This is a genomic window from Agromyces sp. NPDC056389 (assembly GCF_042262385.1).
Classification (GTDB): domain Bacteria; phylum Actinomycetota; class Actinomycetes; order Actinomycetales; family Microbacteriaceae; genus Agromyces.
Genome location: NZ_JBHJPN010000003.1, coordinates 588,878 through 612,067 on the forward strand (window position 1 = coordinate 588,878; position 23,190 = coordinate 612,067).

Genomic DNA, 23,190 nt, shown 5'->3' on the forward strand with positions numbered 1-23,190 from the left:
GGAACTTTCCTGAACATTCTTCGAGGGTCGCCGATCCGGTGTGTCGGACGACATGTGGATTGGAGCGTCGCAGCAGGCGTGGAAGACTCGGCAGCATGGCGAATCGAACCCCGGTGATCCGGCGCATCGGCCCCCGTGAGTTCGATTTCGCGCGCGAGGTCGCCGTGATGGCGATCGTCAATCGCACCCCGGATTCGTTCTACGACCGAGGGCGCACCGAGGCGCTCGACGCCGCGGTCGCCGCGGCGACCCTCGCGATCGAGCAGGGCGCCGACTGGATCGACATCGGCGGCGCGAAGTTCGCCCCCGGCCCGGCGATCCCCGCCGGGGAGGAGATCGAACGGGTGGTCCCCGTCGTCGTCGCGCTCGCCGGATCCGGTGCCGTCATCTCGGTCGACACCTTCCTCCCCGAGGTCGCTCGCGCCGCCATCGCGGCCGGCGCGCACGTGGTCAACGACACGACCGGCATCCACGACCCGGCCATGGCCGACGTCGTCGCAGAGACGGGGGCGACGATCGTCGTCACGCACAGCCTCGCGAAACCCCGTACGCCGTATCCCTCGCCGCGGTACGGGGACGTCGTCGCCGAGGTGTCGGCGTTCCTCGCGGAGCGGGTGGCGCTCGCGGAGGCGCGAGGCGTGGCATCCGATCGCATCATCGTCGACCCCGGCCACGACCTCAACAAGCACACGCTGCACTCGCTCGAGCTGACCCGCCGACTCGGCGAGATCACGAGCCTCGGCTATCCGACCCTCGTCGCACTCTCGAACAAGGACTTCGTCGGGGAGAGCCTCGGCCGGCCGCGCGACCAGCGCATCGAGGGCTCGATCGCAGCTGCGGTCTACTGCGTCATGCAGGGCGCACGCATCGTGCGCGTGCACAACGTGCGCGAGACCGTCGACGCGATGCGCATGGTCGAGGCGATCGAGGGATGGCGCGAGCCCGTCTTCCTGGAGCACAACCAGTGAACGCCGCGGCCCCGGCCCTCGACCGCGACGCGCTGCTCGCGGCGTATGCCCTGCCCGATCGCGAGACACCGCGGATCCGGATGAACTTCGTCATGAGCCTCGACGGTGCGGTGACGCTCGACGGGCGCAGCGGCGGCCTCGGTGATGAGGCCGATCGACTCGCGATGGGGGTCTTGCGCACCCTCGCCGACGTCGTGCTCGTCGGCGCCGGCACCGTGCGCGCCGAAGGCTACGGCGGCCTCCGGCTCCGCGCAGAGAACATCGCCTGGCGCCGCGAGCACGGACTCGCCGACTCGCCCCGTGTCGCCATCGTGTCGTCGGCGCTCGACCTCGATCCGGCCGACGCGGTGTTCGCCGAGGCCGCGGGTCGACCACTCGTGCTGACCCACGAGGCATCCGACCCCGATCGCCGAGCCGCGCTGTCCGCGGTGGCCGACGTGGTCGACTGCGGTGCCGAGCGGGTCGTGGCCGCACTGGTTCGCGATGCGCTCGCCGGGCGAGGACTCCCGCAGATCCTCTGCGAAGGCGGCCCGCACCTCTTCGGCTCGCTCCTCGACGCGGATCTCGTCGACGAGCTGTGCTTGAGCCTCAGCCCGCTGCTCGTCTCCGGCAGCGCCGGCCGAATCGCCCAGGGGCTCACCCAGCATGCCCGGCGGATGCGGCTCGTCCACGCGTTGCCCGCCGGGGATCTGCTGCTGCTGCGCTACGCCCGCGCCCGCTGAGCATCGCGCCGAGGGTCAGGCGGCGGCGTCGAGCGAATGCGCGTCGAGGATCGTGTAGCTGTAGCCCTGTTCGGCGAGGAAGCGCTGTCGGTTCTGCGCGAAGTCCTGGTCGACGGTGTCGCGCGAGACGAGCGTGTAGAAGTTCGCGCTGAGGCCCGACTCCTTCGGCCGCAGGAGCCGGCCGAGTCGCTGCGCCTCCTCCTGGCGTGAGCCGAACGATCCCGACACCTGGATCGCGACCGTCGCCTCGGGCAGGTCGACCGAGAAGTTCGCGACCTTCGAGACGACGAGCACGGGGGTGCGGCCGTCGCGGAACTCCTGGAAGAGGCGCTCGCGCTCGTCGACCGGCGTCGACCCGGTCAACTGCGGTGCGCCGAGCGCCTCGGCGAGCTCGTCGATCTGGTCGAGGTACTGGCCGATCACGAGGATGCGCTCGCCGGCGTGCTTGGCCACGAGCTCCTTCACCACGCCGAGCTTCGCGGGCGCCGTCGCCGCGAGCCGGTAGCGCTCGTCGTCGGCGGATGCCGCATACGTCAGCCGCTCCGACTGCGGAAGGTCGATGCGCACCTCGTAGCAGGCGGCGGGGGAGATGAAGCCCTGGGCCTCGATCTCCTTCCACGGCGCGTCGAAGCGCTTCGGGCCGATGAGACTGAACACGTCGCCCTCGCGGCCGTCCTCGCGTACGAGCGTCGCGGTGAGGCCGAGTCGCCTGCGAGCCTGCAGCTCGGCGGTGAGCTTGAACACCGGCGCCGGCAGCAGGTGCACCTCGTCGTAGACCACGAGCCCCCAGTCGAGCGCGTCGAGGAGGGCGAGATGCGCGTATTCGCCCTTCCGCTTCGCGGTGAGGATCTGGTAGGTCGCGATCGTGACGGGCTTGACCTCCTTCACCTGCCCCGAGTACTCGCCGATCTCGTCGGCGGTGAGGGTCGTGCGGCGCAACAGCTCGTCGCGCCACTGGCGGGCCGAGACCGTGTTCGTCACGAGGATCAGCGTCGTGGTCTTCGCCGTCGCCATCGCACCGGCGCCGACGAGCGTCTTGCCCGCGCCGCAGGGCAGCACGACGACGCCCGAGCCGCCGTCGAAGAAGTTGTCGATCGCCTGCTGCTGATAGCCGCGCAGCTGCCAGCCGGACTCGTCGAGATCGATCCGGTGCGGTGTGCCGGGCGTGTACCCCGCGAGGTCTTCGGCCGGCCAGCCGAGCTTCACGAGTTCCTGCTTGAGCGCGCCGCGCGCCCACGCCTCGACGAGGAAGCTGCGGTCGTCGAGGCGCTCGGTCAGCAGCGGCGCGATGCGCTTGGCCGAGGCGACCTCGGTGAGCACGGCGATGTCGTCGCTGTGCAGGCGCAGGGCGCCGTCCTCGGTGCGGTCGACGACGAGGCGCCCGTATCGGCCGACCGTCTCGCGCATGTCGACGGCGACGGTCTGCGGCACCGGGAACTTCGCATAGCGCTCGAGCGTCGAGAGCATGTCGTCGGCGTCGTGCCCGGCGGCGCGCGCGTTCCAGAGACCCAGCCGGGTGATGCGGTACGTGTGCATGTGCTCGGGCGCGCGCTCGAGCTCGGCGAACACCGCGAGGTCGTGGCGCGCGTCTTCGGCGAGCGGGTGCGCGACCTCGAGGAGGACGGTTCGGTCGCTCTGCACGATGAGTGGGCCGTCTGACATAGCGGTCGAGTCTACGCCCGGTTCATGGGAGGTGGGCCGTTGCGGTGCGTTCGGAGATCTGCACCCCGACGGATGCACGAGCGGATGCGACCCGAATCCGTGCAGATCTCCGAGCGGGCGGCGCGGTGTCAGGCGCCGGCGGGGGCGGGGGAGACGGCCGCGATCGCCGACAACGGAAGGGTGCGTTCGATGTCGGCCTTGCGGTCGCGCGCTCGAAGTCGCCCGTTGGCGACACTCGCCGGGGCCAGCAGGTAGTCGGCGGTGTCGCCGCCCGGCATGCGCACCGTGACCGTGAGCGTCTCCTTCGATCGAGCCGCGGCCTCGAGCTGCCGGGCGAGCCATGCCTGCTCGGTCGCGCCTTCGTCGCCCTCGGCGAGGACGACGTCGAGGAGCGTCTCGATCGGATCGGGCTTCGGCGCCGGCTCGGGCACCGAAGCCAGGTGGTGGCGGCTCAACCGGATGATCTCGCCGGAGGCGTCTTCGGCGGCCACCGGATACCGCGCGTCGGAGAGCGCCCAGAACACGACCTCGGGTGGAAAGCGGGAGAGCAGCCGGTGCGGACCGGTCTGGCGCAGGCCGATCGAGACGAGTGATTGGTCGACGGCGAGTGTGCGCACGAGCTGCTCGTCGTCGGAACGCACGCTCGCGCGTGCCGGGGCATCCGCTTCGTCGGCGAGCGAGACACGCAGCGACCCGAACTTCGCGGCGGCCTCGTGGACGAGGTAGGAGAGCGGTTGGGGGATGCCGGTGAGGGAGAGTCCGCCGAGGAACTCGAGGATCGACGAAGCCGTCTCGCCGGCGGCGAGTCCGCGATTGACGGATGCCGCGCTGACGCGATACGTCGACGCGAGGTCGCGGCCCTCGACGTCGGCGAAGCCGCGCAGGCGGGAGTCGAGCGTCGGCTCGAGCGGCCCCGGAGAGACGATCGACAGGTCGTGTTGCAGGTAGACCTGTTCGACCTGGGCGGGGAAGTACGCCGACAACCGGGCCGCGGCCTGGTCGAGCTCCCCGGCGAGCACGAGGAGCGCGGTCGGGGCGGGCTCGCCCGCCACCGCGAGACCGAGCGCCTCTGCCTCGCCGATGAGCCGTTCGAGGCCCTCGTCGATCCAGCGCTCGCCGGCCGGGTAGAACCATCGCACGTCGTCGCCGAGGGTGCTCGCGGTCAGCGACTCGCTGCGGCGGGCGACGAGTTCGCGGAGCGCCTCGGGGATGCGGTCGCGCCAGCACTCGGCCAAGCGCCGCCAGCGGCCGGCGGTCGACTCGAGCGACCATTCGGCGCCGCGTTCGGACTCGAGCCAGAACGCGCCCTCTCGCACGACGAGCCCGGCCTCGTCGGCTCGGTGGAAGAGCCGGGGCAGCGCGTCGAGGGCGATGCCGCTCGCCTCGGCGAGCCGCTTGGAGTCGGGCAGTGCGAGCCCGCCCTTCGCGAGCTCGCGGGCGGGCTGCGTGCCGAGCGCTGCGAGCACCTCGGCCGTGGCCGCGACGGTCGCATACGCCGTCTCGGCGGCGCGGCGGTCGATGAGGGTCCGGTCGACATCGTCTCCCGAGGCGAGCACCGGCGGCGCCGGCGTCGCGAGCTCGGCCACCGAGGGCAGCTCGGCGCCGAGCCGCGGCGAGACTCGCGCGATGACGGCCGCGGGCACGTGCACGCGGTCGTCGATGCGCACGAGCAGCATGAGGCCGCTCAATTCGTCGATCAGCTCGCCTGCGGAACCGGACAGGTCAGCGGATGCCGCGTGCCGTACCAGTTCGTCGTGCACGCCCTCGACCGTGGTGTCGCCGTCGGCGACGAGTTCGACGGCAGCGGCGAGCACGGCGAGGTGTCGCCGATCGAGACGGCCGACGGCGTGGTCGATCGAGTCGGGCGCGAGCACAGCTTCGGCGAGGTCGAAGAGATCACGTACTCCCGCCGGCTCGAACTCGCGCGAGTGCAGCGCTGCTGCGAGGGAGTCTCGCGACAGCCCGCGGAGTCGTGCGGCGAGCTCGAGCATCGTCTCCGATCAGCTCGATCCGGATCGAGCTGATCGGCCCCGCCGGACGCCGTTGACGATGAGCAGGATGATGAGGAGCACGAAGGCGATCGGCAGCCCGAACCAGGGCAGCATCGTGACGACCGCCCAGACTCCCGAGCCCATCTCGCGGACGTCGACGCCCGACATCGTGCCGATCATCACGGCGAAGAAGCAGATGATGGAGAGACCGACGATGGCGGCGAACATGTACGCGAGGACGCGTTCGGCGCGATTGTCGGTGATGGGGCCGGAATCGCTCACACTCCCAGAATAGGCCAGACGACCCGCTCTCGGGTGTCCCGGCAATAGACTGGGCGGTGGACGGCGCTGTGGTTTCAGCGCGCCTGCAGACATGAGCGAGGTTCATACGATGCCCACCGGCAAGGTCAAGTTCTACGACGAGGAAAAGGGATTCGGCTTCATCAGCTCCGATGACGGCCAGGAGGTCTTCCTCCACGCATCCGCACTTCCCGCCGGTGCGACCGTGCGGGCGGGCAGTCGACTCGAGTTCGGTGTCGCAGAGGGCAAGCGCGGCGCGCAGGCGCTGTCGGTGCGCGTGCTGGACACGCCCGTGAGTCTCACCAAGATCAATCGCAAGCCGGCCGATGACATGGCGATCATCGTCGAAGACGTCGTGAAGGTGCTCGACGGAATCGGCGCCGACCTCCGTCGCGGCCGCTACCCCGAGAAGTCGAAGGCACGCACCGTCGCGGCGGTGCTGCGCAAGGTGGCAGACGATCTCGATGCCTGAGGCCATGGAACCCGAGCAGGCACAGGTCGAGCCGGCACAGGTCGAGCAGGCGGAAGCCGACTCGATCGAGCCCGAGGCCGCTCCGGTCGTCGTGGCCGACGAGGTGCTCCTGTCGTCGGTCGACCTGGCTCGACGTGCTCTGCTCGAGGTCACCGCGCCCGAGACGGTCGGATCCGTCGTCGGGCACCTCGTCGAGGGGGAGCACGTGCTGACGCTGCTCTTCGCCTCCGACCTCAGCGGCTACCCGGGCTGGCACTGGAGCGTCACGCTGTCGCGGTTCGACGACACGGCGGAGCCGACCGTGCTCGAGACCGAGCTCATGCCCGGCGAGACCGCGCTGCTCGCACCCGACTGGGTGCCGTGGTCGGAGCGACTGGCCGACTACCGCGCAGCTCAAGAGGCGGTCGCCGCCGCGGGTGGCGCCGACGATGACGATGCCGAGGCTGCCGACGGCGACGAGCTCGACGACGAGCACGACGATGACGACGAGCACGACGATGACGACGAGCACGACGACGACGTCGACGACGAGTTCGACGGCATCGACATCGATGCGCTCGGCGCGGTCGTCGACACGGATGACTCGGACGACGACGAATCGGACGACGATTCGGACGACGACGATCAGTCGGTCGAGCGCTCCGCCGACTGATCGACGCGACGCCGGATCACCTGCACCGCCGCGAGCCCGATGAGGCCGAGCACGATACCGGTGATCGCGGCCACCGTGAACCAGCCGAGGCCGGCCGATTCGAGCGGCTCACGGAACACGAGGCACGCGACGAGCGCGATGCCCCACGCGAGCGTGCCGGCGAGCACCGCCTTGCGGCCGTCCGCCCGCGCGGGCACCGGGTCGGGACGTCGTTCGTCGTCGCTGAGCCACAGCCGCATCGGAATCAGCCGATCTGCGAGAGCACGTAGTCGATCGAAGCCGTGAGCGCCCGCACATCGTCGGGCTCGATCGCGGTGAAGGTCGCGACGCGCAGCTGGTTGCGGCCGAGCTTGCGGTACGGCTCGGTGTCGACGATGCCGTTCGCACGGAGCACCGAGGCGAGCGCCGCGGCATCCGTCGACTCGTCGAAATCGATCGTCACGACGACCTGCGAGCGGTGCGCGGGGTCGGTGACGAACGGGGTCGCGATCGAGGTGCGCTCGGCCCAGTCGTAGAGCACCGACGACGACTCGCGGGTGCGGGCGTCGGCCCAGGCGAGGCCGCCGGAGCCGTTCATCCACTCGAGCTGGTTCTCGAGCAGCAGCAGGGTCGCGAGGGCAGGGGTGTTCAGCGTCTGGTTCAGGCGCGAGTTGTCGACCGCGTTCTTCAGGGACAGGAACTCGGGGATGTATCGTCCGCTCGCCGCGACGCGCTCGACGCGCTCGATCGCCGCAGGCGACAGGAGTGCGAACCAGATTCCACCGTCGGAGGCGAAGTTCTTCTGCGGAGCGAAGTAGTAGACGTCGAACTGCGACGGGTCGACCTGGATGCCGCCGGCCGCGCTCGTGGCGTCGATGACGGTGAGCGCGCCCTCGTCGCCGGCCACGCGGGTGACCGGGGCCATCACGCCGGTGGAGGTCTCGTTCTGCGGCCAGGCGTAGACGTCGACGCCGACGAGCGCCGACGTCTCGGCGCGCGACCCGGGCTCGGCCTTGCGCACGTCGGGCGCCTGCAGCCACGGCGCTGCTGCGGCCGCGGCGAACTTCGCGCCGAACTCGCCGAACGAGGCGAGCTGGGCCCGCTCCTCGATCAGGCCGAACGCCGCGGCGTCCCAGAACGCGGTGGATCCGCCGTTGCCGAGCACGACCTCGTATCCGTCGGGGAGGGTGAAGAGCTCCGAGAGGCCGGTGCGCACGCTTCCAACGAGCTGCTTGACCGGCGCCTGGCGGTGCGAGGTGCCGAGGACCGACGGGCCGACTGCGGCGAGATGCGCGAGCTGCTCGGGGCGCACCTTGGAGGGTCCGCATCCGAATCGGCCGTCGGCGGGCAGCAGGTCACTGGGAATCACGATGCTCGGCATGGGTCGAGTCTAGTGATCGGGTGCCGCCCGGTAGGCTGGACGACGGGCTGTGACAACGGGAGGATGGCGCGTGACCGACCTGATCGACACCACGGAGATGTATCTCCGCACGATCCTCGATCTCGAGGAGGAGAACATCGTGCCGCTGCGCGCACGGATCTCCGAACGACTCGGTCATTCGGGGCCGACCGTCTCCCAGACGGTGGCCCGTATGGAACGCGACGGACTCGTCGTGGTCTCCGGAGACCGGCACCTCGAGCTCACCCCCGACGGTCGCTCCAAGGCCGTGCACGTCATGCGCAAGCATCGTCTCGCCGAGCGACTCCTCGCCGACGTCATCGGACTCGAGTGGGAATTCGTCCACGACGAGGCCTGCCGCTGGGAGCACGTGATGAGCGAGCAGGTCGAGCGACGCCTCATCGAGATCCTCGGCGGCCCCCGCGAGTCGCCCTACGGCAACCCGATTCCCGGACTCGAAGAACTCGGGCTTCCGCCCGCCGACGCCTTCATGGAGGGCGTCGTCAACCTCGTCGAAGCCGTCGAGGCGAGCGACGAGCCCGTGCGCGGCGTGCTCCGCCGACTCGGCGAGCCCGTGCAGTTCGATCCCGAGCTCCTCAGCCAGATGAAGCAGGCCGGGGTCGTGCCCGGTGCCATCGCGACGTTCAGCCGCGCAGGCGGCTACGTGCTCGTCGTCGTCGACGGCGTCGAGGGCGGACTCGAGCTGCCGACCGAAGTCGCGAGCCACCTCTTCATCGCCAAATAGCCTGATCAGCGCCGCGCTGTGACCAGAATGTGACATTCGGGCACTCCTCGCGTAGTCTCATTCGAGTCCGCCGGCGAGAAGCCAGTCGGAGGACCAGGGTCGAGACGCCTCCCAAGCCCACCGCTCGATCAAGTACCCGTAAGCGCCCGCGTGCGCATCCGGTGGGGTGACATCCGTTGTCATGGGGCGACGGAGGTACACATTTTGGCTCGATTCTCACGGCGACGGCTCACCAGGAACCCCGCCCGCGGAGCTGCGACGAAGGCGATCATCGCCGCGAAAGCACCCGTTTCCCCCACTTCCCCCCAGCCTGATGCCGCGGCTCGCGTCGCGTCGACGCTGCCGTCGACGCGTCGACTGCGCCGCGGTCCGGTCGCGAACGTGCTCGTGATGGCGGTCTCGGCCGGCATCGTCGGCACGCTCGCGATCCCGGCATACGCATTCGCGCCCGGCTCGACCGGTCCGCAGTTCGCGCAGACGGATGTGACGAAGTTGACCAAGGCGCAGGCGCAGTCGGTCGAGGTGACCGACGACGTCATCGCCGCCCCGGTGACGACCGACGGCTACGACACCGTCTCTGGCGCCGAACTGCAGGCGGCCGCCGAGGCAGCTGCTCAGGCCGAAGCCGCGCGAGTCGCCGCGGAGCAGGCCATGACGTCGTACGCCGCGTCGTACTCGGGCCCGTCGGTCGGTGACTTCCTCGCCAACCCGCCGTACCCGAACTTCGACCTCGCGAGCGTCTACAGCGTCGCGACGCAGTACACCGGCGTCCCCTACGTCTACGGCGGCGCCACGCCCGCCGGGTTCGACTGCTCGGGCTTCGTGATGTACGTCTACGCGCAGTTCGGCGTCAGCATGCCCCACTCCTCGGCCGGTCAGGGTGCCATGGGCACCCGCATCTCCGAGGCCGACGCCCAGCCCGGCGACCTCGTGATCATGCCGGGTCACGACGGGTTCTACGCCGGCAACGGCATGATCCTGCACGCGCCCTACGAAGGCGCATCCGTTCGCGTTCAGCCCATCTGGACGAGCGATTACTACATCGTGCGCATCGGCATCTGATCGATGAACATCGCGTGACAGCACGCGTGAATGGCGCGCCGGAAGTTCCCGGCGCGCCATTCGTGTTCTAACCTGAGACCCTGACGATCCGAGAGATCCGGGCAGGAGAAGCCGATGAGCCAGTCGTGCAGCATCCATTCCACGGATGCGCGCGCGCACTTCGACCATCGGCGCAGCAGTCGAACGAGCACCACCCGGGCCTACGCCCCGACGGGCACTGTCATCACGACGGTGCCCGTTCTCTGTTCTCCGGGCTCCTCGAGCCACCGCGATCCGGTGTTGCCCCGCATCGCCCGACGTCCTCTCGGACCGCCGATCCGTTCACGCGGCTGGAAGCCATCCAGCACCGATCGAAAGGCACTCCATGCGCACCCTCGTGCTCAACGCGGGCTATGAGCCGCTCGCCGTCGTCTCCTTCAAGCGGGCGCTGCTCCTCGTCATGAATCACAAGGCCACCGTCATCCAGCACGACGTCGGAAACCCGGTCTGCGCCGCGAACGGATCGTGGCAGCGACCGAGCGTCATCCTCCTGACCCGGTACGTGCGCGCTCCTCGGATGAATCAGGCGCCGGTGAGCCGGCGGGGGGTGCTCCGACGTGACGACCACGCATGCGCGTACTGCGCCCGGCCGGCGGCGACGATCGACCACGTGCTTCCGCGTTCGAGGGGCGGGCGTGACACCTGGGAGAACCTCGTCGCCTGCTGCCTTCGCTGCAACAACACGAAGAGCGACCGCACGCCGGCCGAGATGGGCTGGGAGCTCCGATTCACGCCCGGGCGCCCGACCGGGCGCAACTGGGTGGCGCGCGGGTTCGAGCGACCGCTTCCGCAGTGGGACGAGTACCTCGCGACGGCGGCCTGACCCGGTCGTCCGTCAGGTCGGGCGCGGGTTCTTCCCTCCGGGGCACGGCGGGTCTACGCTGCCGATCGGGAGCTCGTTTCGGCTCCGCCGGTGCGGACGTGCAGGAGGATCGGAATGGTCGAATCGTCAGCTCTCGCGCAGATGCTGCGGCATCCCGCCCGGAGCGCGGAGGCCAAGGAGTCCTCGGCCCTCCTCGTCGGAGCGGCGGCGTTCGCCGTCGGCGGCCTCATCGGCCTGTTCGTCTTCTGGGACCGCGACGTGCCGATCGCCGGTCACGGATCGATCGGCGTCTACGCGGCGATCGGCGGCGGCATCGCCGCGCTCGTCGCGTTCGTGTTCGGTTGCGCGGTGCGCCGCTCCCGTGCCCGCACGGCGCCGGGGTTCCGGCGGCGCCTGCACTGGTTCGACGTCGCCGCCTTGGCGCTCGCGCTCGGCGTCATCGCCCTCCTCGGCTGGACCGGGTTGGCATCGCTGCTCAGCGAGAGCTTCGTCGGGGCCCTCGTCTACGGGTTCCCGGCCGCGATCCTCGGCGGGGTCGCCATGGCGGTCTCGGCTTACATGGCCTATCTCTCGGCGGTGAACCTCACGCCGATGCTGCTCTCGCTCGTGCTCGCGCTGTTCCTCGCCGTCGGGGCGCTCGCGAGCATGCTGAGCGCGACCGATCCGCTCTGGTGGCAGAAGAACCTCAGCACGCTCGGCATCAGCGACGACGTCTCGGCTCTGGCGTTCAACCTGACGCTCGTCATCGCCGGCGTGATGGTGACGACCATCGCGCACTACGCGACGTCGTTCCTTCCCGCCGACACCCACGCCGAGCGACGGGGCCGAAACCTCGTGCGACTGGGCCTGATCGTCATCGGAATCCTGCTCGCCTGCGTCGGCATCTTCCCCGTCGACGAGTTCCTCGGCGCGCACAACCTCTCGGCGACGGGCATGGCGATCGTGTACGTGGTCATGGTGCTGAGCCTGCATGCGCTGCTGCCGACGATGCCGAAGGTGTTCATCGTGCTCGGGTACGTCTACGTCGGCGTCATCGTGGTGCTCGCAGCCTTCTTCATCAGCGGGTACTACAACCTCACCGCCGTCGAACTGATCGTCGCCGTGCTGGTCTTCAGCTGGGTCATCGTCTTCCTGCGCAATACGGGCGCGGTCGAGCAGGGTGACGATGTGCCGCAGCTCCCGCACGATGACGGGCAGGCCGTGACAAAGACGCGAGCTGTGCCCTAAGGTGAAACGAGTCCGGCGTCCCCGAGTCGCCGGCACACCCGAGAAGCCACTCCATTCCCGGGCTGCACTGCGGCCTCGGAACGGTGCCCGGAGGTCCAACTGTTGAACGGTGACGAGACGAACGACGCATCGGAGCGCCCGCGCTCCTCGCGTCGATCGGCCGACCGAGGTCGAGCGCGACGAAGCGCCCCAGCCGAGCGACGACGCTCCAAACAGCCGAAGGGTCGAGCGGGTGCCGCGGCATCCGTACCGGCCGCACCGGACTCCTCAGCGGCAGCCGATGTCGCAGCGGCCGTCACCCGCGCACCTCGCGTGCCCACCCGCCGGAACGGCCCGTTCCGCGTCTTCTCGACGATGCTCGTGGTGCCGGCGATCGTCGGCACCGTCGCGCTGCCGGCATACGCGTTCATGCCGGGCGGCGAGACGTTCGGGGCATCCGGCGCCTTCAGCCTCTCGCGGGCCGAAGCGCAAGACGTCGAGGTCTCCTCGCTCGTGAGCGGTGCTCCGCTGTCGACCGAGGCGTACACCGTCGAGACGAAGGCCGAGATCGAGGCTGCGGCCCTCGACCAGGAGGAGCGCGACAAGGCCGCATGGGCGGCCAACCTCGCGTCGCGCGGCTCCGGCAGCTACGCCATCTACACCGTCAAGGCCGAGGGCGACGACTACCCCTGGTGGGACCAGACACCCGACGACTACGGCGGAGGGCTGTCGCCGCTGCGGTACTACTTCCGCGAGTGCGTCGACTTCGTGGCCTGGCGCATGAACCGCGACGCCGGGGTCACGAGCGCCCCCTGGAAGTGGGACTGGTCGAACCTCGCCTCCGGCAGCGCATACGCCTGGGCCGACGCCTGGGCGAGCAAGGGATGGCCGACGTCGAGCGAACCGGTCATCGGCGCGGTCGCCTGGTTCCCCTACAACCACGTCGCCTACGTGCAGTCGATCAACGCCGACGGAAGCGTGAACATCGAGGAGTACAACCAGAACTCCGACCACTCGTACCATCGTCGTACGATCGCCGCAGCCGACGCGCTGTACCTCTACCCGCCGGGCTGAGCCCGAACGTCGTCGCCGTCCGTCGCAGTCCGACGGGCCGCCTCGGGCCCGGGACCGCTAGGCCCGCGCCAGGCAGGCGGGGGCCGGCGTCTCGACGACACCGACGACGCGCACCGGCACTCCGACCGTGTCGAGCGCGACGATCGCGATCGAGTCAGAGCCCTGATCGGCGACGAGCGCGAACCGTTCGTCGTGCGTCAGCTCGAGATCGCGTGGATGCCGCCCGCCCGTCGCGATCGTCGAGACGAGTTCGAGCGTGCGCGCCTCGGGGTCGAGCCGCATGGCGCGCAGCGCGTCGGCGTCTCGATCGCCGATGAGCACGATGCCGCCGCGGGTCAGCCGGATCGCCGAGCAGCCGAGCCCGCGCGGCTCGACGTCGTCGCCGATCGGGAACCACGCCACTTCACGACCCTCGGCGAGGTCGATGATGCTCGCCGTGCGGTCGAGTTCGTTCGCGGTGACGGCGAGGTCGCCGGCGATCACGAGGTGTCGGGGGCCAGCGCCGGCGTGCACGACGATGTCGCGCTGCTCGTCATGGCCGAGGGCTTCGGGGAGCGCATCGAGCGCGAGCACGCGCACCCGATCGGAGCCGAGGTCGGGCACGAGCAGCCGGTCTCGTGCCGTGTCGAGCACCGCCTGATGGGGATGGGACGATTCCTGGCGCTCCCGGTTCGGGCCCGAACCCGAGAAGTCGGCGCTGAGGGCGACGTCGGCCGGGGCATCCGGAGCGACGTGATGCACCGAGACGCGTGCGCCCGAGTAGTTCGCCGCGAAGATCAGTCCGCCGGACTCGTCGAACGCGAGGTGGCAGGGGTCGGCGGCCCCGGTGGCGCCCAGCAGCCCGAAGGGCGCGAGCGTGTCGCCCTCGAACGTCCACGTCGAGACGCGGCCCTCGGTGAGTTCGTGCACGATGCCGAGCACGCCCGTGGCCGGTGAGACGGCGAGGAACATGGGATTCGGGCCGACGTCGACGGGTTCGCCGAGTGCTGCGACGCCGTCGGCCGCGATGTCGAGCGAGCGGATGCCGCGCGCCGCAGTGCCGAGCGCACCGACCGTCGACGCTCCCACCCAGAACCTCGTGCCCGTCGATCCGCTCATGCCGCTCCGTTCTGCGGCACCGCCGCGATCCACCGACGCTCGCGCGCCGCAGAACACGCTACCGCGCGGCGGGTAGACTCGGATGCGGCCAGCCTCTGTAGCTCAATGGAAGAGCAACTCCGTCCTAAGGAGCAGGTTGGGGGTTCGAGTCCCTCCAGGGGCACCAGCAACGGTTCAGCCGCCGATCAGGCCCCTGATGTCGTCGGCGGTGAGCGTCTCGCTGAAGAGCTCGCCGTCGTCCATGATCGATGAGACGAGCTTCGCCTTGCGGGCCTTCAGCGCCATCACCTTCTCCTCGATCGTGCCCTCTGCGACCATGCGGTAGACGTTCACCGACTTCGACTGGCCGATGCGGTGCGCACGGTCGACGGCCTGCGCCTCGCTCGCCGGGTTCCACCACGGGTCGAGCAGGAACACGTAGTCGGCCTCGGTGAGGTTCAGGCCGAAGCCGCCGGCCTTCAGGCTGATCAGGAACACGGGGGCGCTGCCCTCGCGGAACTTCGCGATGACGTCGCCGCGGCGAGTGGTCGACCCGTCGAGGTAGGCGTACGGCACGCCCGCGGCCTCGAGTCGCGCTGCGGCGATCTGCAGGAACGAGGTGAACTGGCTGAAGACGAGCGCACGGTGCCCCTCCGCAACGACCTCGTCGAGCTGGTCGAAGAGGGCGTCGAGCTTCGCCGATGGCACCTCGGCGTACTGCTCCGAATCGATGAGCGCCGCATGCAGGCTCAGCATGCGGAGCAGGGTGAGCGAGCGGAACACCGTGAAGCGGTTGCGATCGAGGTCGTCGATGAGGCCGAGCAGCTTCTGCCGCTCGAGCTGCAGGAACGCGTCGTAGACCCGCTGGTGCTCGGGGTCGAGCTGCACGGTCAGCACCTGCTCCTGCTTCGGCGGCAGCTCGGGCGCGACGACGTCCTTCGTGCGGCGCAGCATGAACGGGCGGATGCGCCGGCGCAGCGTGGCCAGGCGCTCGGCGTTGTGGTCGTTCTCGATCGGCCGGGCGAAGCGCTCGGCGAAGCCGCGGGCCGAGGGGAAGAGCCCGGGCGCGACGATCTTGAGCAGCGCCCACAGCTCCATGAGGTTGTTCTCGACGGGCGTGCCGGTGACGGCCAGGCGGAACGGCGCACGGATGTCGCGTGCGGCCGCATTCGCCTTCGACGAGTGGTTCTTCACGAACTGCGCCTCGTCGAGCACGAGCCCAGCCCAGTCGAGGCCGGCGAACTCGGGGGCGTCGAGGCGCAGGATCGCGTAGCTCGTCACGACGATGTCGGCGCGCGCCGCGACATCCGCGAGCCGTGTTCCGCTGGCCGCCCTCGTGGCGGTGACCGTCTCGACGCGCAGGCCCGGCACGAAGCGCGTGGCCTCCGCCGCCCAGTTCGAGACGACCGAGGTCGGCGCCACGACCAGGAACGGGCGACGCTCGCCCTCGGCGGCGGTCTCATGGGCGTGCGCGATGAGCGCGAGCGTCTGCGCGGTCTTGCCGAGGCCCATGTCGTCGGCGAGGATGCCGCCGAGGCCGTGCCGGTGCAGGAATGCGAGCCAGCGGAATCCGGCGAGCTGGTAGGGCCGCAGCTCCATCGCGAGCCCGGCGGGCGGGGCGATCTCGTCGACGCCGTCGGCGGCGCGGAGCCCGGCGACCGTCTCGCGCCAGGCCACGGCCGTCTCCGACTGGTCGGCGAGGTCCTCGAACTCCGCCCAGAGACTCGTCTGGTAGCGGCTGATGGTGAGGCCGGCCTCCCACTCGCGGAGCGAACCGGCCTCCTCGATGAGTTCGCGCAGCGGGTCGAACACCGGTTGCTTCAGCGACAGGTAGCTGCCGTCGACGAGGAGGAGCTTCGCCCGACCCTTCGCGAGCGCGCTGAACAGCGGCCCGAACGGCACCCGCTTGCCCTCGACCGTGACGACGACGCCGAGGTCGAACCAGTCGGTGCGATCGCTCTCGACCGTGGTGACGGTGAGCGTCGGCGCCTCGACGAGCTCGCGGTACGCGGGCGGTTCCCCGACGACGTCGATCCGCAGCCGCTCGAGCTCCTGCAGCCGCGGCACGAGCCGGGCCGTGAACTCGGCGCTCGCGAGACCGCGCAGCTCCGCCTCCGGGCGGAGCCTCGGCTCGGTGCCGGGGGCGACCGCCGGCAGGCCGGCAGGATCGTCGGCGAGCAGTACGGCAGCCGATGTCGCGACGAGCCGCTCCCGTTCGGGATCGTGGAACTCGGCGTCGGGGGCGTCGAGCGCGAACCTTCGCCCGCCGTCGGCCTCCCACTGCCACTCGAGTCGCACGACGTGGTTCGGCTCGTGGTGCATGGTCGCCACGAGCGTCGCAGGGGGCAGCTCGGGCAGTGCGAAGCTGCCGTCGCCGCTTGCGAGGCGCAGCGACCGTGCCAGCGCCGGGTACTGCTCGTCGACGAACGCGTCGACCTCTGCGGCGGGAACGATGATCGGTGCGCGTCGACGCACCGCGGCGCGGCCGGCGGCGGTGAGCGGCGCTGCGAGCGGCGCGAGCGTGATCGTGCCGTCCAGGAAGTCGAAGGCGTAGACGCCGTGGTCACCGATGAGTCGCACGAGCTCGGTCGGGTAGCTGCGTCCGCCGACGGCGACCGACGGGGCGAGCACGAGGTCGGTGTCGCGCGAGGAGGCAGCATCCGACGAGGCAGGCGTGCCCGCCTCGTGCTGCTGGTCCTCACCGGGCACGCCTGCTGCGAGCCGAGCGTCGAGCCCGATCACCGCGGGTCGTGCGATGTCGATCACCGTGCGCGCCGTTCCGCCGACGAGTGCGATGCCGAGTCGTGGCGCGGCGTCGAGCAGGGCCCACAGCGTGCGGCTCTCGTACTCGTCGAGCGAGATCCACGCGGAGCCGTACTCGGCGAACGCGGAGTGCCTCGTGCCCTTCAGCAGCGAGAACTCGGCGAACCAGCGCGCCTGCGCGGGGTCGAACCCGCCTGCACGACCCTGGAAGCCGATGTTCTGCCAGGTCAGGCTGCCCTTGATCCAGCCGCCGCGGCTGCCGCGGGTCACCGGGCGTACGGCGAGGCGATCGACCGAAGCCGCCGACGACGCCGGTTCGTCGCGGGCCGTCTGGCGGGCGCTGGCCTTGCGGGAGACCCGTTCGCGCAGCTCGAACTGGAGTGCGAGCGGCTGACGGATCGCCGCGTCATCCGCCGGCCCGGAGGAGCCGTGCGCGGCGCCGGCGAGCACAGCCAGTTCTCCGCGCCATCCGGTCGCCGCAGCGCTCGCCGCGTCGCTGGCCTCGAGGTCGGCGGCGTCGGCCTGCTCGCGCTTGTGCCGTTCGGCCGCGGCGATCAGGGTTGCTGCGACGTGCTTGCAGTTGCGCCCGACCGGGCACGTGCACGCGCCCGCGAGGATCGTCGCCCGCCCCGGCATGCCGAGGTCGAGCTTCACCGTCGAGCGGTACGGTTCGGGTGCGGTGCCGCGCACCTCGGCGCTCAACCGGAAGTGGGCGGGGTCCCAGTCCAACGAGACGACGGCACCGGCGCGTTCGGCGGTGCGGCCGCGGCTCAGGTTCAGCGGACCGACGAACCTCGCGATCGCGAGCTCCTCCACGAACGGGTACGTGTCGACGGGCATCCTTCAATCGTCGCACCTCGCGAGGGTCGGAATTGACGCGCTCGTGAACCGGGGATTCCCCGGCGTCGATTCCTCCAGTACAGTCGGGCGTCACCGACCGAGAGGCTACTGATGGATTCTGCGGGACTCGACGCCCGGTCGATGCGGTCGGGCGCTCGCGCAGGCGACCCATCGCCTCGACGTTCTCGAGGACGAAGGGTCCTCGTGATCGCGCTCGGAGTGTCGGTACTGCTCTGGGGAGCACTCCTCATTCCGGCGTCATTCCTCCTCGGCGAGGTCGGAGTCAGCGCGAATGGGGCGTTCCATTCGGAGACCGAACGATTCGCGGAGCGTCGTCTCGCTGCAGAGGAGGCGATCGCGATCTCAGAGGCAGAGATCTCGTTCGCGGCCGCGACGTTGGATGCGCCGTCCGAGCGGATCGGCGCGGCGGCGAGGTCCGAACTCGATCGCGCACGGATCGCGGCGCGGCGCGAGCTGGATCGACTCGCGGAGCTGCTGCAGAGCCAGATCGAAGAGGTTCGGGCGGCACGGCCACTGCTTCCGCCGGAGCTGGCACCGCATGTCTGGATGAACGCCGCTGAGCGCATCCATGATCTGCCGGTGCCGTCCAACATCGACTTCCAGGCTGAGACGACGGCCCTCTACATCGCCGGAGACGCCGTCGATCGGGACATCGAGGAGTGGAAGCGCGAGCACGCGGATGAGCTCCGGGAGCAGCTCCGATCCGATATCGCCGAGGACGCCGGTATCGGGCGGGGAGCGCCCGATACCGAGCGTGTGGACGGATTCGATCGGATCGTCCACGTCACCTCGTATGTCGAGGAACCGGATCCGAGCGAATGTGCCGGCGCCGTCGACCTCGCCGACGTCTCGTTCGGGGCACGGATCATCGGCGAGATGTGGGAGTGCGGCGGTGCGGACTTCCCGAGATGGGAGGGGGCGACGGTCCGGCTGAGCGGCCTCGAGTACAGTGGCGCCTATCGCGTCGAGGGAACGGTCGCCTACCTCGATGTCTGGACGTGGGATCCCGCTGATCTTCCGGTGGGCTACGACCTGTTCTACGAGACGTACCTCGAGGAGAGGGACGCGTACGTGTATGTGGGACTGACGAAGCTCGAGTCGTTGCCCGATCTCCCGAACCCGTTCAGCCCGGTGACGTGAGTTCCGACGCTGCCGACGCCTGGATGCGCGCGATGCGCCGTGTCGACCAGCGCCCGCTGAGCGGCCCGATGACGATGAGGAGCGCCCACGTCCACCGGGCCCAGTCGGTGCCGAAGAGGTAGGCGACCGGGATCGAGGCGAGGAAGACGGCCGGCGTCATGAGGGTGTCGATGAACTTCACCGTGTCGGCGCGGCGCGGAAGCGGGTCGCGGAGCACTCCGTCGCGGCGGGCGATGAAGAAGACCGCCGACTGGGCGAGCACGGCGACGCTGATGTTCAGCGCGTAGACCGTGACGGTCAGCGGTGCGTCGGCCAGTTCGAGGTCGCTCACACCCTGGGTCGAGAAGGGGATGAGCACGACGAAGGCGATCGCCACGAGGTTCGCCGTGATGACCGCTGGAGTGATCGCGCTGAACCCCGCGACGATGCGGTGGTTGGCGCGCCAGAACACGGCGATCACGGCGAAGCTGACGCCGAACCCGAGCAGTTGCCAGCCGAGGCCGCTCGCGAGGAGCGTCGACATGCTCTGCCACTCGGAGGCCTCGGGCGGATCGATGTTCACGACGAGGAGGGTCAGGGCGATCGCATAGACCGCGTCGAGGAATGCGAAGGTTCGCGCGAACTCGACGCTCTCACGTTCGTAGCGGTGCGCGGTGCGGGTCGCCGAGCTCACGTTCCTGCCCCTTCGCCTCAGCCGAGCACGTCGTCGAGGTCGTACGCGACCGGCCGCTCGATCTGCTCGAAGGTGCACGAGCGCGGCTCGCGGTCGGGCCGCCATCGTTCGAACTGCGCCGTGTGGCGGAAGCGGTCGCCTTCGAGCTGGTCGTAGCGCACCTCGGCGACGAGCTCCGGCCGCAGTTGCACGAACGACACGTCGCGGCCCGATGAGAATCGACTGCGCTCCGTCTCGCCGGTGACCGCCGCGCCGTCGTCGCCGCGGACGACGTACGGCGCGAGCTCGTCGATGAGTTCGAGCCGCCGCGCATTGCTGAACGCCGACATGCCGCCGACGTTGCGGAGCCGCCCCTCGTCGTCGTAGAGGCCGAGCAGGATCGAGCCGACGCCGCTGCCCGAGGCGTGGATGCGGTAGCCGAGCGCGACCACGTCGGCGGTGCGGTGATGCTTCGCCTTCAGCATCACGCGCTTGCCGGGGGAGTAGGTCGCGGCGAGCGGCTTGGCGACGACGCCGTCGAGGCCGGCGCCCTCGAACTCCTCGAGCCAGCGTCGGGCGAGCGAGACGTCTGTCGTGATGCGGGTCAACCTGATCGGGTCGCCGATGTCGCCGACGAGGCGTTCGAGCGCTGCCCTGCGCTCGGAGAACGGCCGGTCGAGCAGCGAGACGCCGTCGGATTCGATCAGGTCGAATGCCACGAACATCGCCGGGGTCTCGCGCGCGAGCAGCTCGACCCGGCTCGCAGCGGGGTGGATGCGCTGGGACAGCGCCTCCCAGTCGAGCCGCGCCTGCCCGGTGCGGGCTGTCGAGATCACGATCTCGCCGTCGAGCACGCACGGCACCGGCAGGAGGCGCGTGAACGCCTCGACGAGCTCGGGGAAGTACCGGGTGAGCGGCTTCGCCCCTCGGCTGCCGATCTCGACGTCTTCGCCGTCGAACGAGACGATGCCGCGGAAGCCGTCCCATTTCGGTTCGTACGCGAGGCCGCCGTCGACCGAGTCGGGATCGGGCACGCCGGGAACGGCCTTGGCGAGCATGGGGGCGACGATCTCGTTGGGCGCCATGGCCTCAACGATAGGACCGTACAGCCTCCGCTGGCGAGAGGTCCCCGCCTCAGATCACGGCGCGCAGGCCGGCCGACAACGCGGTGTGGTGCTCGAAGACGAGGTTCGTCTCTGTGAGGGCGACCGCCGGGTTCGCCGAGAGGTTCTTCAGCACGAACTGGCGCACGTGGTCGCTGTCGCGCACGCGCACATGGATGAGGAAGTCCTCGGATCCGCCGAGGAAGAAGAGCTGGGAGACCTCGGGCTGCGTGCGGAGTTCGTCGGAGATCTGCTCCATGAGGTGCCGGGCCCCCGGCCGGATGCGCACGCTCACGAGCGCCTGCAGGTGGTAACCGAGCGCTGCGGGATCGATCTCGGCGGTGTAGCGCACGATGACGCCGCGTTCGCGCAGCGAGCGGACGCGTGCCAGGCAGGTCGAGGGCGAGACGCCGACCGCGCGGGCGAGGTCGACGTTGGGGATGCGCGCGTTCTCGTGGAGCCGGGCGATGATCTGGCGGTCGATCGCGTCGAGCACGACCGGCGTGGGTTCAGCGCCGGGTGCGCTGATCTGCGGTGCATCGGGCATCGAGACATCCTTGATTCGAATGAGTGCAGCGGATTTCGTCATTCTATCGAATTCTGTGCGGTTGATCTGTCGGAGCAGCGAACAAGCGGCGAGAATTGTGCCACTTGTCACCACGACATTCGAACCACAGCAACGGAGCAACCCCCATGCGCATCGGCGTGCCTGCAGAGATCAAGAACAACGAGTTCCGCGTCGCGATGACGCCCGCGGGCGTGCACGCGCTCGCCACCCGGGGCCACGAGGTCGCCATCCAGGCCGGTGCCGGCACGGGGGCCGGGTACCTCGACGCCGAGTACGCCGAGGCCGGCGCGACGATCGTCGCGACCGCCGCGGAGGCGTGGTCGGCCGACCTCGTGCTGAAGGTCAAGGAGCCGATCGCGGCCGAGTACGGGTTCCTCCGCGCCGACCTCACGCTCTTCACGTACCTCCACCTCGCGGCCGACCTGCCGCTGACCCGGGCGATCCTCGACTCGGGCGTCACCGCGATCGCCTACGAGACGGTGCAGCTCGCCGACCGCTCGCTGCCGCTCCTCACTCCCATGAGCGAGGTCGCCGGCCGTCTCGCGCCGCAGGTCGGCGCGGCCGAGCTGCTCGCCTCGAGGGGCGGGCGCGGAGTGCTGCTCGCGGGTGTTCCCGGCACTTCCCCCGCCAAGGTCGTCGTCATCGGCGGCGGCGTCGCGGGCGAGCAGGCTGCGGCGACCGCGCTGGGCCTCGGCGCCGACGTCACCGTGTTCGACATCTCGCTGCCGAAGTTGCGCGAGATCGACGCCCGCTACGACCACCGCATCCACACCCTCGCCTCGTCGCCGTACGAGATCGCGCGGCAGCTGAAGGACGCCGACCTCGTCGTCGGCGCCGTGCTCGTTCCCGGTGCCGCCGCACCGAAGGTCGTCAGCGACGCGATGGTCGCCGCGATGAAGCCGGGCTCCGTGCTCGTCGACATCGCGATCGACCAGGGCGGATGCTTCGAGGGCTCGCGCCCGACGACGCACGCCGAGCCGACCTTCCGGGTGCACGACGCGATCTACTACTGCGTCGCCAACATGCCCGGTGCGGTGCCCGCGACATCGACGCCCGCGCTCACGAATGCGACGCTGCCGTACACGCTGAAGATCGCCGACCTCGGCTGGGAGGCCGCGCTCGCCGCGGACCCCGCCCTCGCCAAGGGCCTGAACGCGACCGCCGGCAAGCTCACGAACGAGGGCGTCGCCGCGGCACACGGCCTCGAGCTCGCCTCGATCTGATCCGATCTGATCCGAGACCGCTGCGGCGTGCCTCCGGGCCGCCGCGGCGGTGCTCCGCCGTGCGTGCTGCGGCGCCCTCGGCAGACGCGCTCAGGAGAGCGTGAGGAAGAGCTTCTCGAGTTCGTCGACGCTGAGGCGCTCCGAGGCATCCGCGGTCGGCGACCCGTCGGGCTCGGCGAGGCACTCGCGCATCGCGGTCGAGATGACCGCGAAGCCGGCCTTGTCGAGCGCACTCGAGACCGCGGAGAGCTGGGTGACGACCGTGCGGCAGTCGGCACCCGACTCGACCGCATCGATGACGGCGTTGAGCTGGCCGCGAGCCCGTTTCAGCCGGTTGGCGATGCGGCGCTGCGCATCGGCCTTGGACAGGGAGGCGGTCGTCACGCCGCGCCGCCGAGCGTGACGGGCAGCCCGGCCTGGTGCCACGCGACGATACCGCCGTCGATGTTCACCGCGTCGACGCCGCGACTCTCGAGGTACTGCGCCGCCTGGGCGCTCCGGCCGCCCGCGTGGCACAGCACGTAGACCGTCGTGTCGCTCGGCACCTCGGCGACGCGGTCGACGAGCTCGCCGAGTGGGATGTCGAGCGTGCCCTCGATGCGGGCCTGGGCGAGTTCGTTCGGCTCGCGCACGTCGAGGATGACGGCGTCGGTGATCGCGTGGACGTCGTTCGGGGTGATGGTTCGCATCGGGGCTCCTGTTTCGGTGT

General features: G+C 70.2%; 23 protein-coding genes and 1 tRNA gene. 12 read left to right on the forward strand and 12 right to left on the reverse strand.

What is annotated here, in order from left to right:
* Positions 1-95 precede the first annotated feature (95 nt).
* Positions 96-968 (forward strand): dihydropteroate synthase, encoded by an 873-nt coding sequence (gene folP / locus ACFCVM_RS18860; RefSeq protein ID WP_375838269.1) that lies wholly within the window; start codon positions 96-98, stop codon positions 966-968.
* Positions 965-1,690: a pyrimidine reductase family protein gene (locus tag ACFCVM_RS18865; protein ID WP_375838270.1), complete on the forward strand. Its 726-nt coding sequence runs from the start codon at positions 965-967 to the stop codon at positions 1,688-1,690. The genes folP and ACFCVM_RS18865 overlap by 4 nt, the downstream gene beginning before the upstream one ends.
* Before the next feature lie 15 nt (positions 1,691-1,705).
* Here ACFCVM_RS18865 and ACFCVM_RS18870 read toward each other — a convergent pair whose 3' ends face one another.
* From ACFCVM_RS18870 to ACFCVM_RS18880, 3 genes are all read right to left on the reverse strand, one after another.
* Positions 1,706-3,352, reverse strand: coding sequence for a DNA repair helicase XPB (locus ACFCVM_RS18870; protein ID WP_375838271.1), 1,647 nt, complete (start codon positions 3,350-3,352; stop codon positions 1,706-1,708).
* Positions 3,353-3,480: 128 nt separating this feature from the next.
* Complete coding sequence (locus ACFCVM_RS18875; protein ID WP_375838272.1) at positions 3,481-5,343, reverse strand: helicase-associated domain-containing protein; 1,863 nt, start codon at positions 5,341-5,343, stop codon at positions 3,481-3,483.
* 9 nt (positions 5,344-5,352) lie between these two features.
* Positions 5,353-5,625 (reverse strand): multidrug ABC transporter ATPase, encoded by a 273-nt coding sequence (locus ACFCVM_RS18880; protein ID WP_375838273.1) that lies wholly within the window; start codon positions 5,623-5,625, stop codon positions 5,353-5,355.
* 109 nt (positions 5,626-5,734) lie between these two features.
* Here ACFCVM_RS18880 and ACFCVM_RS18885 point away from each other — a divergent pair, with 109 nt between their 5' ends.
* Both ACFCVM_RS18885 and ACFCVM_RS18890 read left to right on the forward strand, forming a co-directional pair.
* Positions 5,735-6,115 carry a cold-shock protein gene (locus ACFCVM_RS18885; RefSeq protein WP_375838274.1) on the forward strand — a complete coding sequence of 127 codons (381 nt, stop codon included), beginning with the start codon at positions 5,735-5,737 and terminating at the stop codon, positions 6,113-6,115.
* On the forward strand, positions 6,108-6,767 hold the full coding sequence (locus tag ACFCVM_RS18890; protein ID WP_375838275.1) for a DUF3027 domain-containing protein: 660 nt from the start codon (positions 6,108-6,110) through the stop codon (positions 6,765-6,767). The genes ACFCVM_RS18885 and ACFCVM_RS18890 overlap by 8 nt, the downstream gene beginning before the upstream one ends.
* Here ACFCVM_RS18890 and ACFCVM_RS18895 read toward each other — a convergent pair.
* Entirely contained in the window at positions 6,740-7,006 is a 267-nt protein-coding gene (locus tag ACFCVM_RS18895) for a DUF2530 domain-containing protein (RefSeq protein WP_375838276.1), read from the reverse strand. The two genes, ACFCVM_RS18890 and ACFCVM_RS18895, sit on opposite strands and share 28 nt — an antisense overlap.
* Positions 7,007-7,011: 5 nt before the next feature.
* Positions 7,012-8,127 (reverse strand): phosphoserine transaminase, encoded by a 1,116-nt coding sequence (gene serC, locus ACFCVM_RS18900; protein WP_375838277.1) that lies wholly within the window; start codon positions 8,125-8,127, stop codon positions 7,012-7,014.
* A gap of 70 nt (positions 8,128-8,197) precedes the next feature.
* Between serC and ACFCVM_RS18905 the strand changes: the two genes are divergently transcribed.
* From ACFCVM_RS18905 to ACFCVM_RS18925, 5 genes are all read left to right on the forward strand, one after another.
* Positions 8,198-8,890 carry a metal-dependent transcriptional regulator gene (locus ACFCVM_RS18905; RefSeq protein WP_375838278.1) on the forward strand — a complete coding sequence of 231 codons (693 nt, stop codon included), beginning with the start codon at positions 8,198-8,200 and terminating at the stop codon, positions 8,888-8,890.
* A gap of 204 nt (positions 8,891-9,094) precedes the next feature.
* Positions 9,095-9,952: a C40 family peptidase gene (locus ACFCVM_RS18910; RefSeq protein ID WP_375838279.1), complete on the forward strand. Its 858-nt coding sequence runs from the start codon at positions 9,095-9,097 to the stop codon at positions 9,950-9,952.
* Positions 9,953-10,316: 364 nt separating this feature from the next.
* Complete coding sequence (locus ACFCVM_RS18915; RefSeq protein WP_375838280.1) at positions 10,317-10,814, forward strand: HNH endonuclease; 498 nt, start codon at positions 10,317-10,319, stop codon at positions 10,812-10,814.
* A 114-nt stretch (positions 10,815-10,928) separates the two neighbouring features.
* A complete protein-coding gene (locus tag ACFCVM_RS18920; protein ID WP_375838281.1) occupies positions 10,929-12,041 on the forward strand; it encodes a hypothetical protein in 1,113 nt (370 codons plus the stop codon).
* Between the two features lie 312 nt (positions 12,042-12,353).
* Complete coding sequence (locus ACFCVM_RS18925) at positions 12,354-13,094, forward strand: CHAP domain-containing protein (RefSeq protein ID WP_375838282.1); 741 nt, start codon at positions 12,354-12,356, stop codon at positions 13,092-13,094.
* A gap of 57 nt (positions 13,095-13,151) precedes the next feature.
* On the opposite strand, the gene ACFCVM_RS18930 is transcribed toward ACFCVM_RS18925, so the two are convergent.
* Entirely contained in the window at positions 13,152-14,192 is a 1,041-nt protein-coding gene (locus ACFCVM_RS18930; protein ID WP_375838283.1) for a lactonase family protein, read from the reverse strand.
* A gap of 91 nt (positions 14,193-14,283) precedes the next feature.
* Between ACFCVM_RS18930 and ACFCVM_RS18935 the strand changes: the two genes are divergently transcribed.
* Positions 14,284-14,358, forward strand: a tRNA-Arg gene (locus ACFCVM_RS18935).
* Between the two features lie 8 nt (positions 14,359-14,366).
* Here ACFCVM_RS18935 and ACFCVM_RS18940 read toward each other — a convergent pair.
* Entirely contained in the window at positions 14,367-17,774 is a 3,408-nt protein-coding gene (locus ACFCVM_RS18940) for an SNF2-related protein (protein ID WP_375838284.1), read from the reverse strand.
* A 204-nt stretch (positions 17,775-17,978) separates the two neighbouring features.
* On the opposite strand from ACFCVM_RS18940, the gene ACFCVM_RS18945 reads away from it, so the two are divergent.
* Positions 17,979-18,935 (forward strand): hypothetical protein, encoded by a 957-nt coding sequence (locus tag ACFCVM_RS18945; protein WP_375838285.1) that lies wholly within the window; start codon positions 17,979-17,981, stop codon positions 18,933-18,935.
* Here ACFCVM_RS18945 and ACFCVM_RS18950 read toward each other — a convergent pair.
* Genes ACFCVM_RS18950 through ACFCVM_RS18960 form a run of 3 tightly spaced genes read right to left on the reverse strand, consistent with a single transcriptional unit; the run spans position 18,919 to position 21,237 of the window.
* Positions 18,919-19,608, reverse strand: a complete 690-nt coding sequence (locus ACFCVM_RS18950) for a TMEM175 family protein (protein WP_375838286.1) — start codon at positions 19,606-19,608, stop codon at positions 18,919-18,921. The two genes, ACFCVM_RS18945 and ACFCVM_RS18950, sit on opposite strands and share 17 nt — an antisense overlap.
* Before the next feature lie 17 nt (positions 19,609-19,625).
* Entirely contained in the window at positions 19,626-20,672 is a 1,047-nt protein-coding gene (locus ACFCVM_RS18955) for an ATP-dependent DNA ligase (protein WP_375838287.1), read from the reverse strand.
* A gap of 49 nt (positions 20,673-20,721) precedes the next feature.
* The gene (locus tag ACFCVM_RS18960) at positions 20,722-21,237 is read right to left on the reverse strand and encodes an Lrp/AsnC family transcriptional regulator (protein WP_375838288.1); all 516 of its coding nucleotides are present in this window, start codon (positions 21,235-21,237) and stop codon (positions 20,722-20,724) included.
* A 146-nt stretch (positions 21,238-21,383) separates the two neighbouring features.
* Here ACFCVM_RS18960 and ald point away from each other — a divergent pair, with 146 nt between their 5' ends.
* Positions 21,384-22,481, forward strand: a complete 1,098-nt coding sequence (ald, locus tag ACFCVM_RS18965) for an alanine dehydrogenase (RefSeq protein ID WP_375838289.1) — start codon at positions 21,384-21,386, stop codon at positions 22,479-22,481.
* 90 nt (positions 22,482-22,571) lie between these two features.
* Here ald and ACFCVM_RS18970 read toward each other — a convergent pair whose 3' ends face one another.
* Complete coding sequence (locus ACFCVM_RS18970) at positions 22,572-22,865, reverse strand: metal-sensitive transcriptional regulator (protein WP_375838290.1); 294 nt, start codon at positions 22,863-22,865, stop codon at positions 22,572-22,574.
* Positions 22,862-23,170, reverse strand: a complete 309-nt coding sequence (locus tag ACFCVM_RS18975) for a rhodanese-like domain-containing protein (protein WP_375838291.1) — start codon at positions 23,168-23,170, stop codon at positions 22,862-22,864. The genes ACFCVM_RS18970 and ACFCVM_RS18975 overlap by 4 nt, the downstream gene beginning before the upstream one ends.
* Between the last annotated feature and the right edge of the window lie 20 nt (positions 23,171-23,190).

Excerpts from the sequence above, each read along its gene's own strand:
- folP (WP_375838269.1), top strand. The coding sequence starts at position 96 with ATGGCGAATCGAACCCCGGTGATCCGGCGCATCGGCCCCCGTGAGTTC.
- ACFCVM_RS18870 (WP_375838271.1), bottom strand. The coding sequence starts at position 3,352 with ATGTCAGACGGCCCACTCATCGTGCAGAGCGACCGAACCGTCCTCCTC.
- ACFCVM_RS18875 (WP_375838272.1), bottom strand. The coding sequence starts at position 5,343 with ATGCTCGAGCTCGCCGCACGACTCCGCGGGCTGTCGCGAGACTCCCTC.
- ACFCVM_RS18885 (WP_375838274.1), top strand. The coding sequence starts at position 5,735 with ATGCCCACCGGCAAGGTCAAGTTCTACGACGAGGAAAAGGGATTCGGC.
- ACFCVM_RS18890 (WP_375838275.1), top strand. The coding sequence starts at position 6,108 with ATGCCTGAGGCCATGGAACCCGAGCAGGCACAGGTCGAGCCGGCACAG.
- ACFCVM_RS18895 (WP_375838276.1), bottom strand. The coding sequence starts at position 7,006 with ATGCGGCTGTGGCTCAGCGACGACGAACGACGTCCCGACCCGGTGCCC.
- serC (WP_375838277.1), bottom strand. The coding sequence starts at position 8,127 with ATGCCGAGCATCGTGATTCCCAGTGACCTGCTGCCCGCCGACGGCCGA.
- ACFCVM_RS18915 (WP_375838280.1), top strand. The coding sequence starts at position 10,317 with ATGCGCACCCTCGTGCTCAACGCGGGCTATGAGCCGCTCGCCGTCGTC.
- ACFCVM_RS18920 (WP_375838281.1), top strand. The coding sequence starts at position 10,929 with ATGGTCGAATCGTCAGCTCTCGCGCAGATGCTGCGGCATCCCGCCCGG.
- ACFCVM_RS18930 (WP_375838283.1), bottom strand. The coding sequence starts at position 14,192 with ATGAGCGGATCGACGGGCACGAGGTTCTGGGTGGGAGCGTCGACGGTC.
- ACFCVM_RS18940 (WP_375838284.1), bottom strand. The coding sequence starts at position 17,774 with ATGCCCGTCGACACGTACCCGTTCGTGGAGGAGCTCGCGATCGCGAGG.
- ACFCVM_RS18955 (WP_375838287.1), bottom strand. The coding sequence starts at position 20,672 with ATGGCGCCCAACGAGATCGTCGCCCCCATGCTCGCCAAGGCCGTTCCC.
- ACFCVM_RS18960 (WP_375838288.1), bottom strand. The coding sequence starts at position 21,237 with ATGCCCGATGCACCGCAGATCAGCGCACCCGGCGCTGAACCCACGCCG.
- ald (WP_375838289.1), top strand. The coding sequence starts at position 21,384 with ATGCGCATCGGCGTGCCTGCAGAGATCAAGAACAACGAGTTCCGCGTC.
- ACFCVM_RS18975 (WP_375838291.1), bottom strand. The coding sequence starts at position 23,170 with ATGCGAACCATCACCCCGAACGACGTCCACGCGATCACCGACGCCGTC.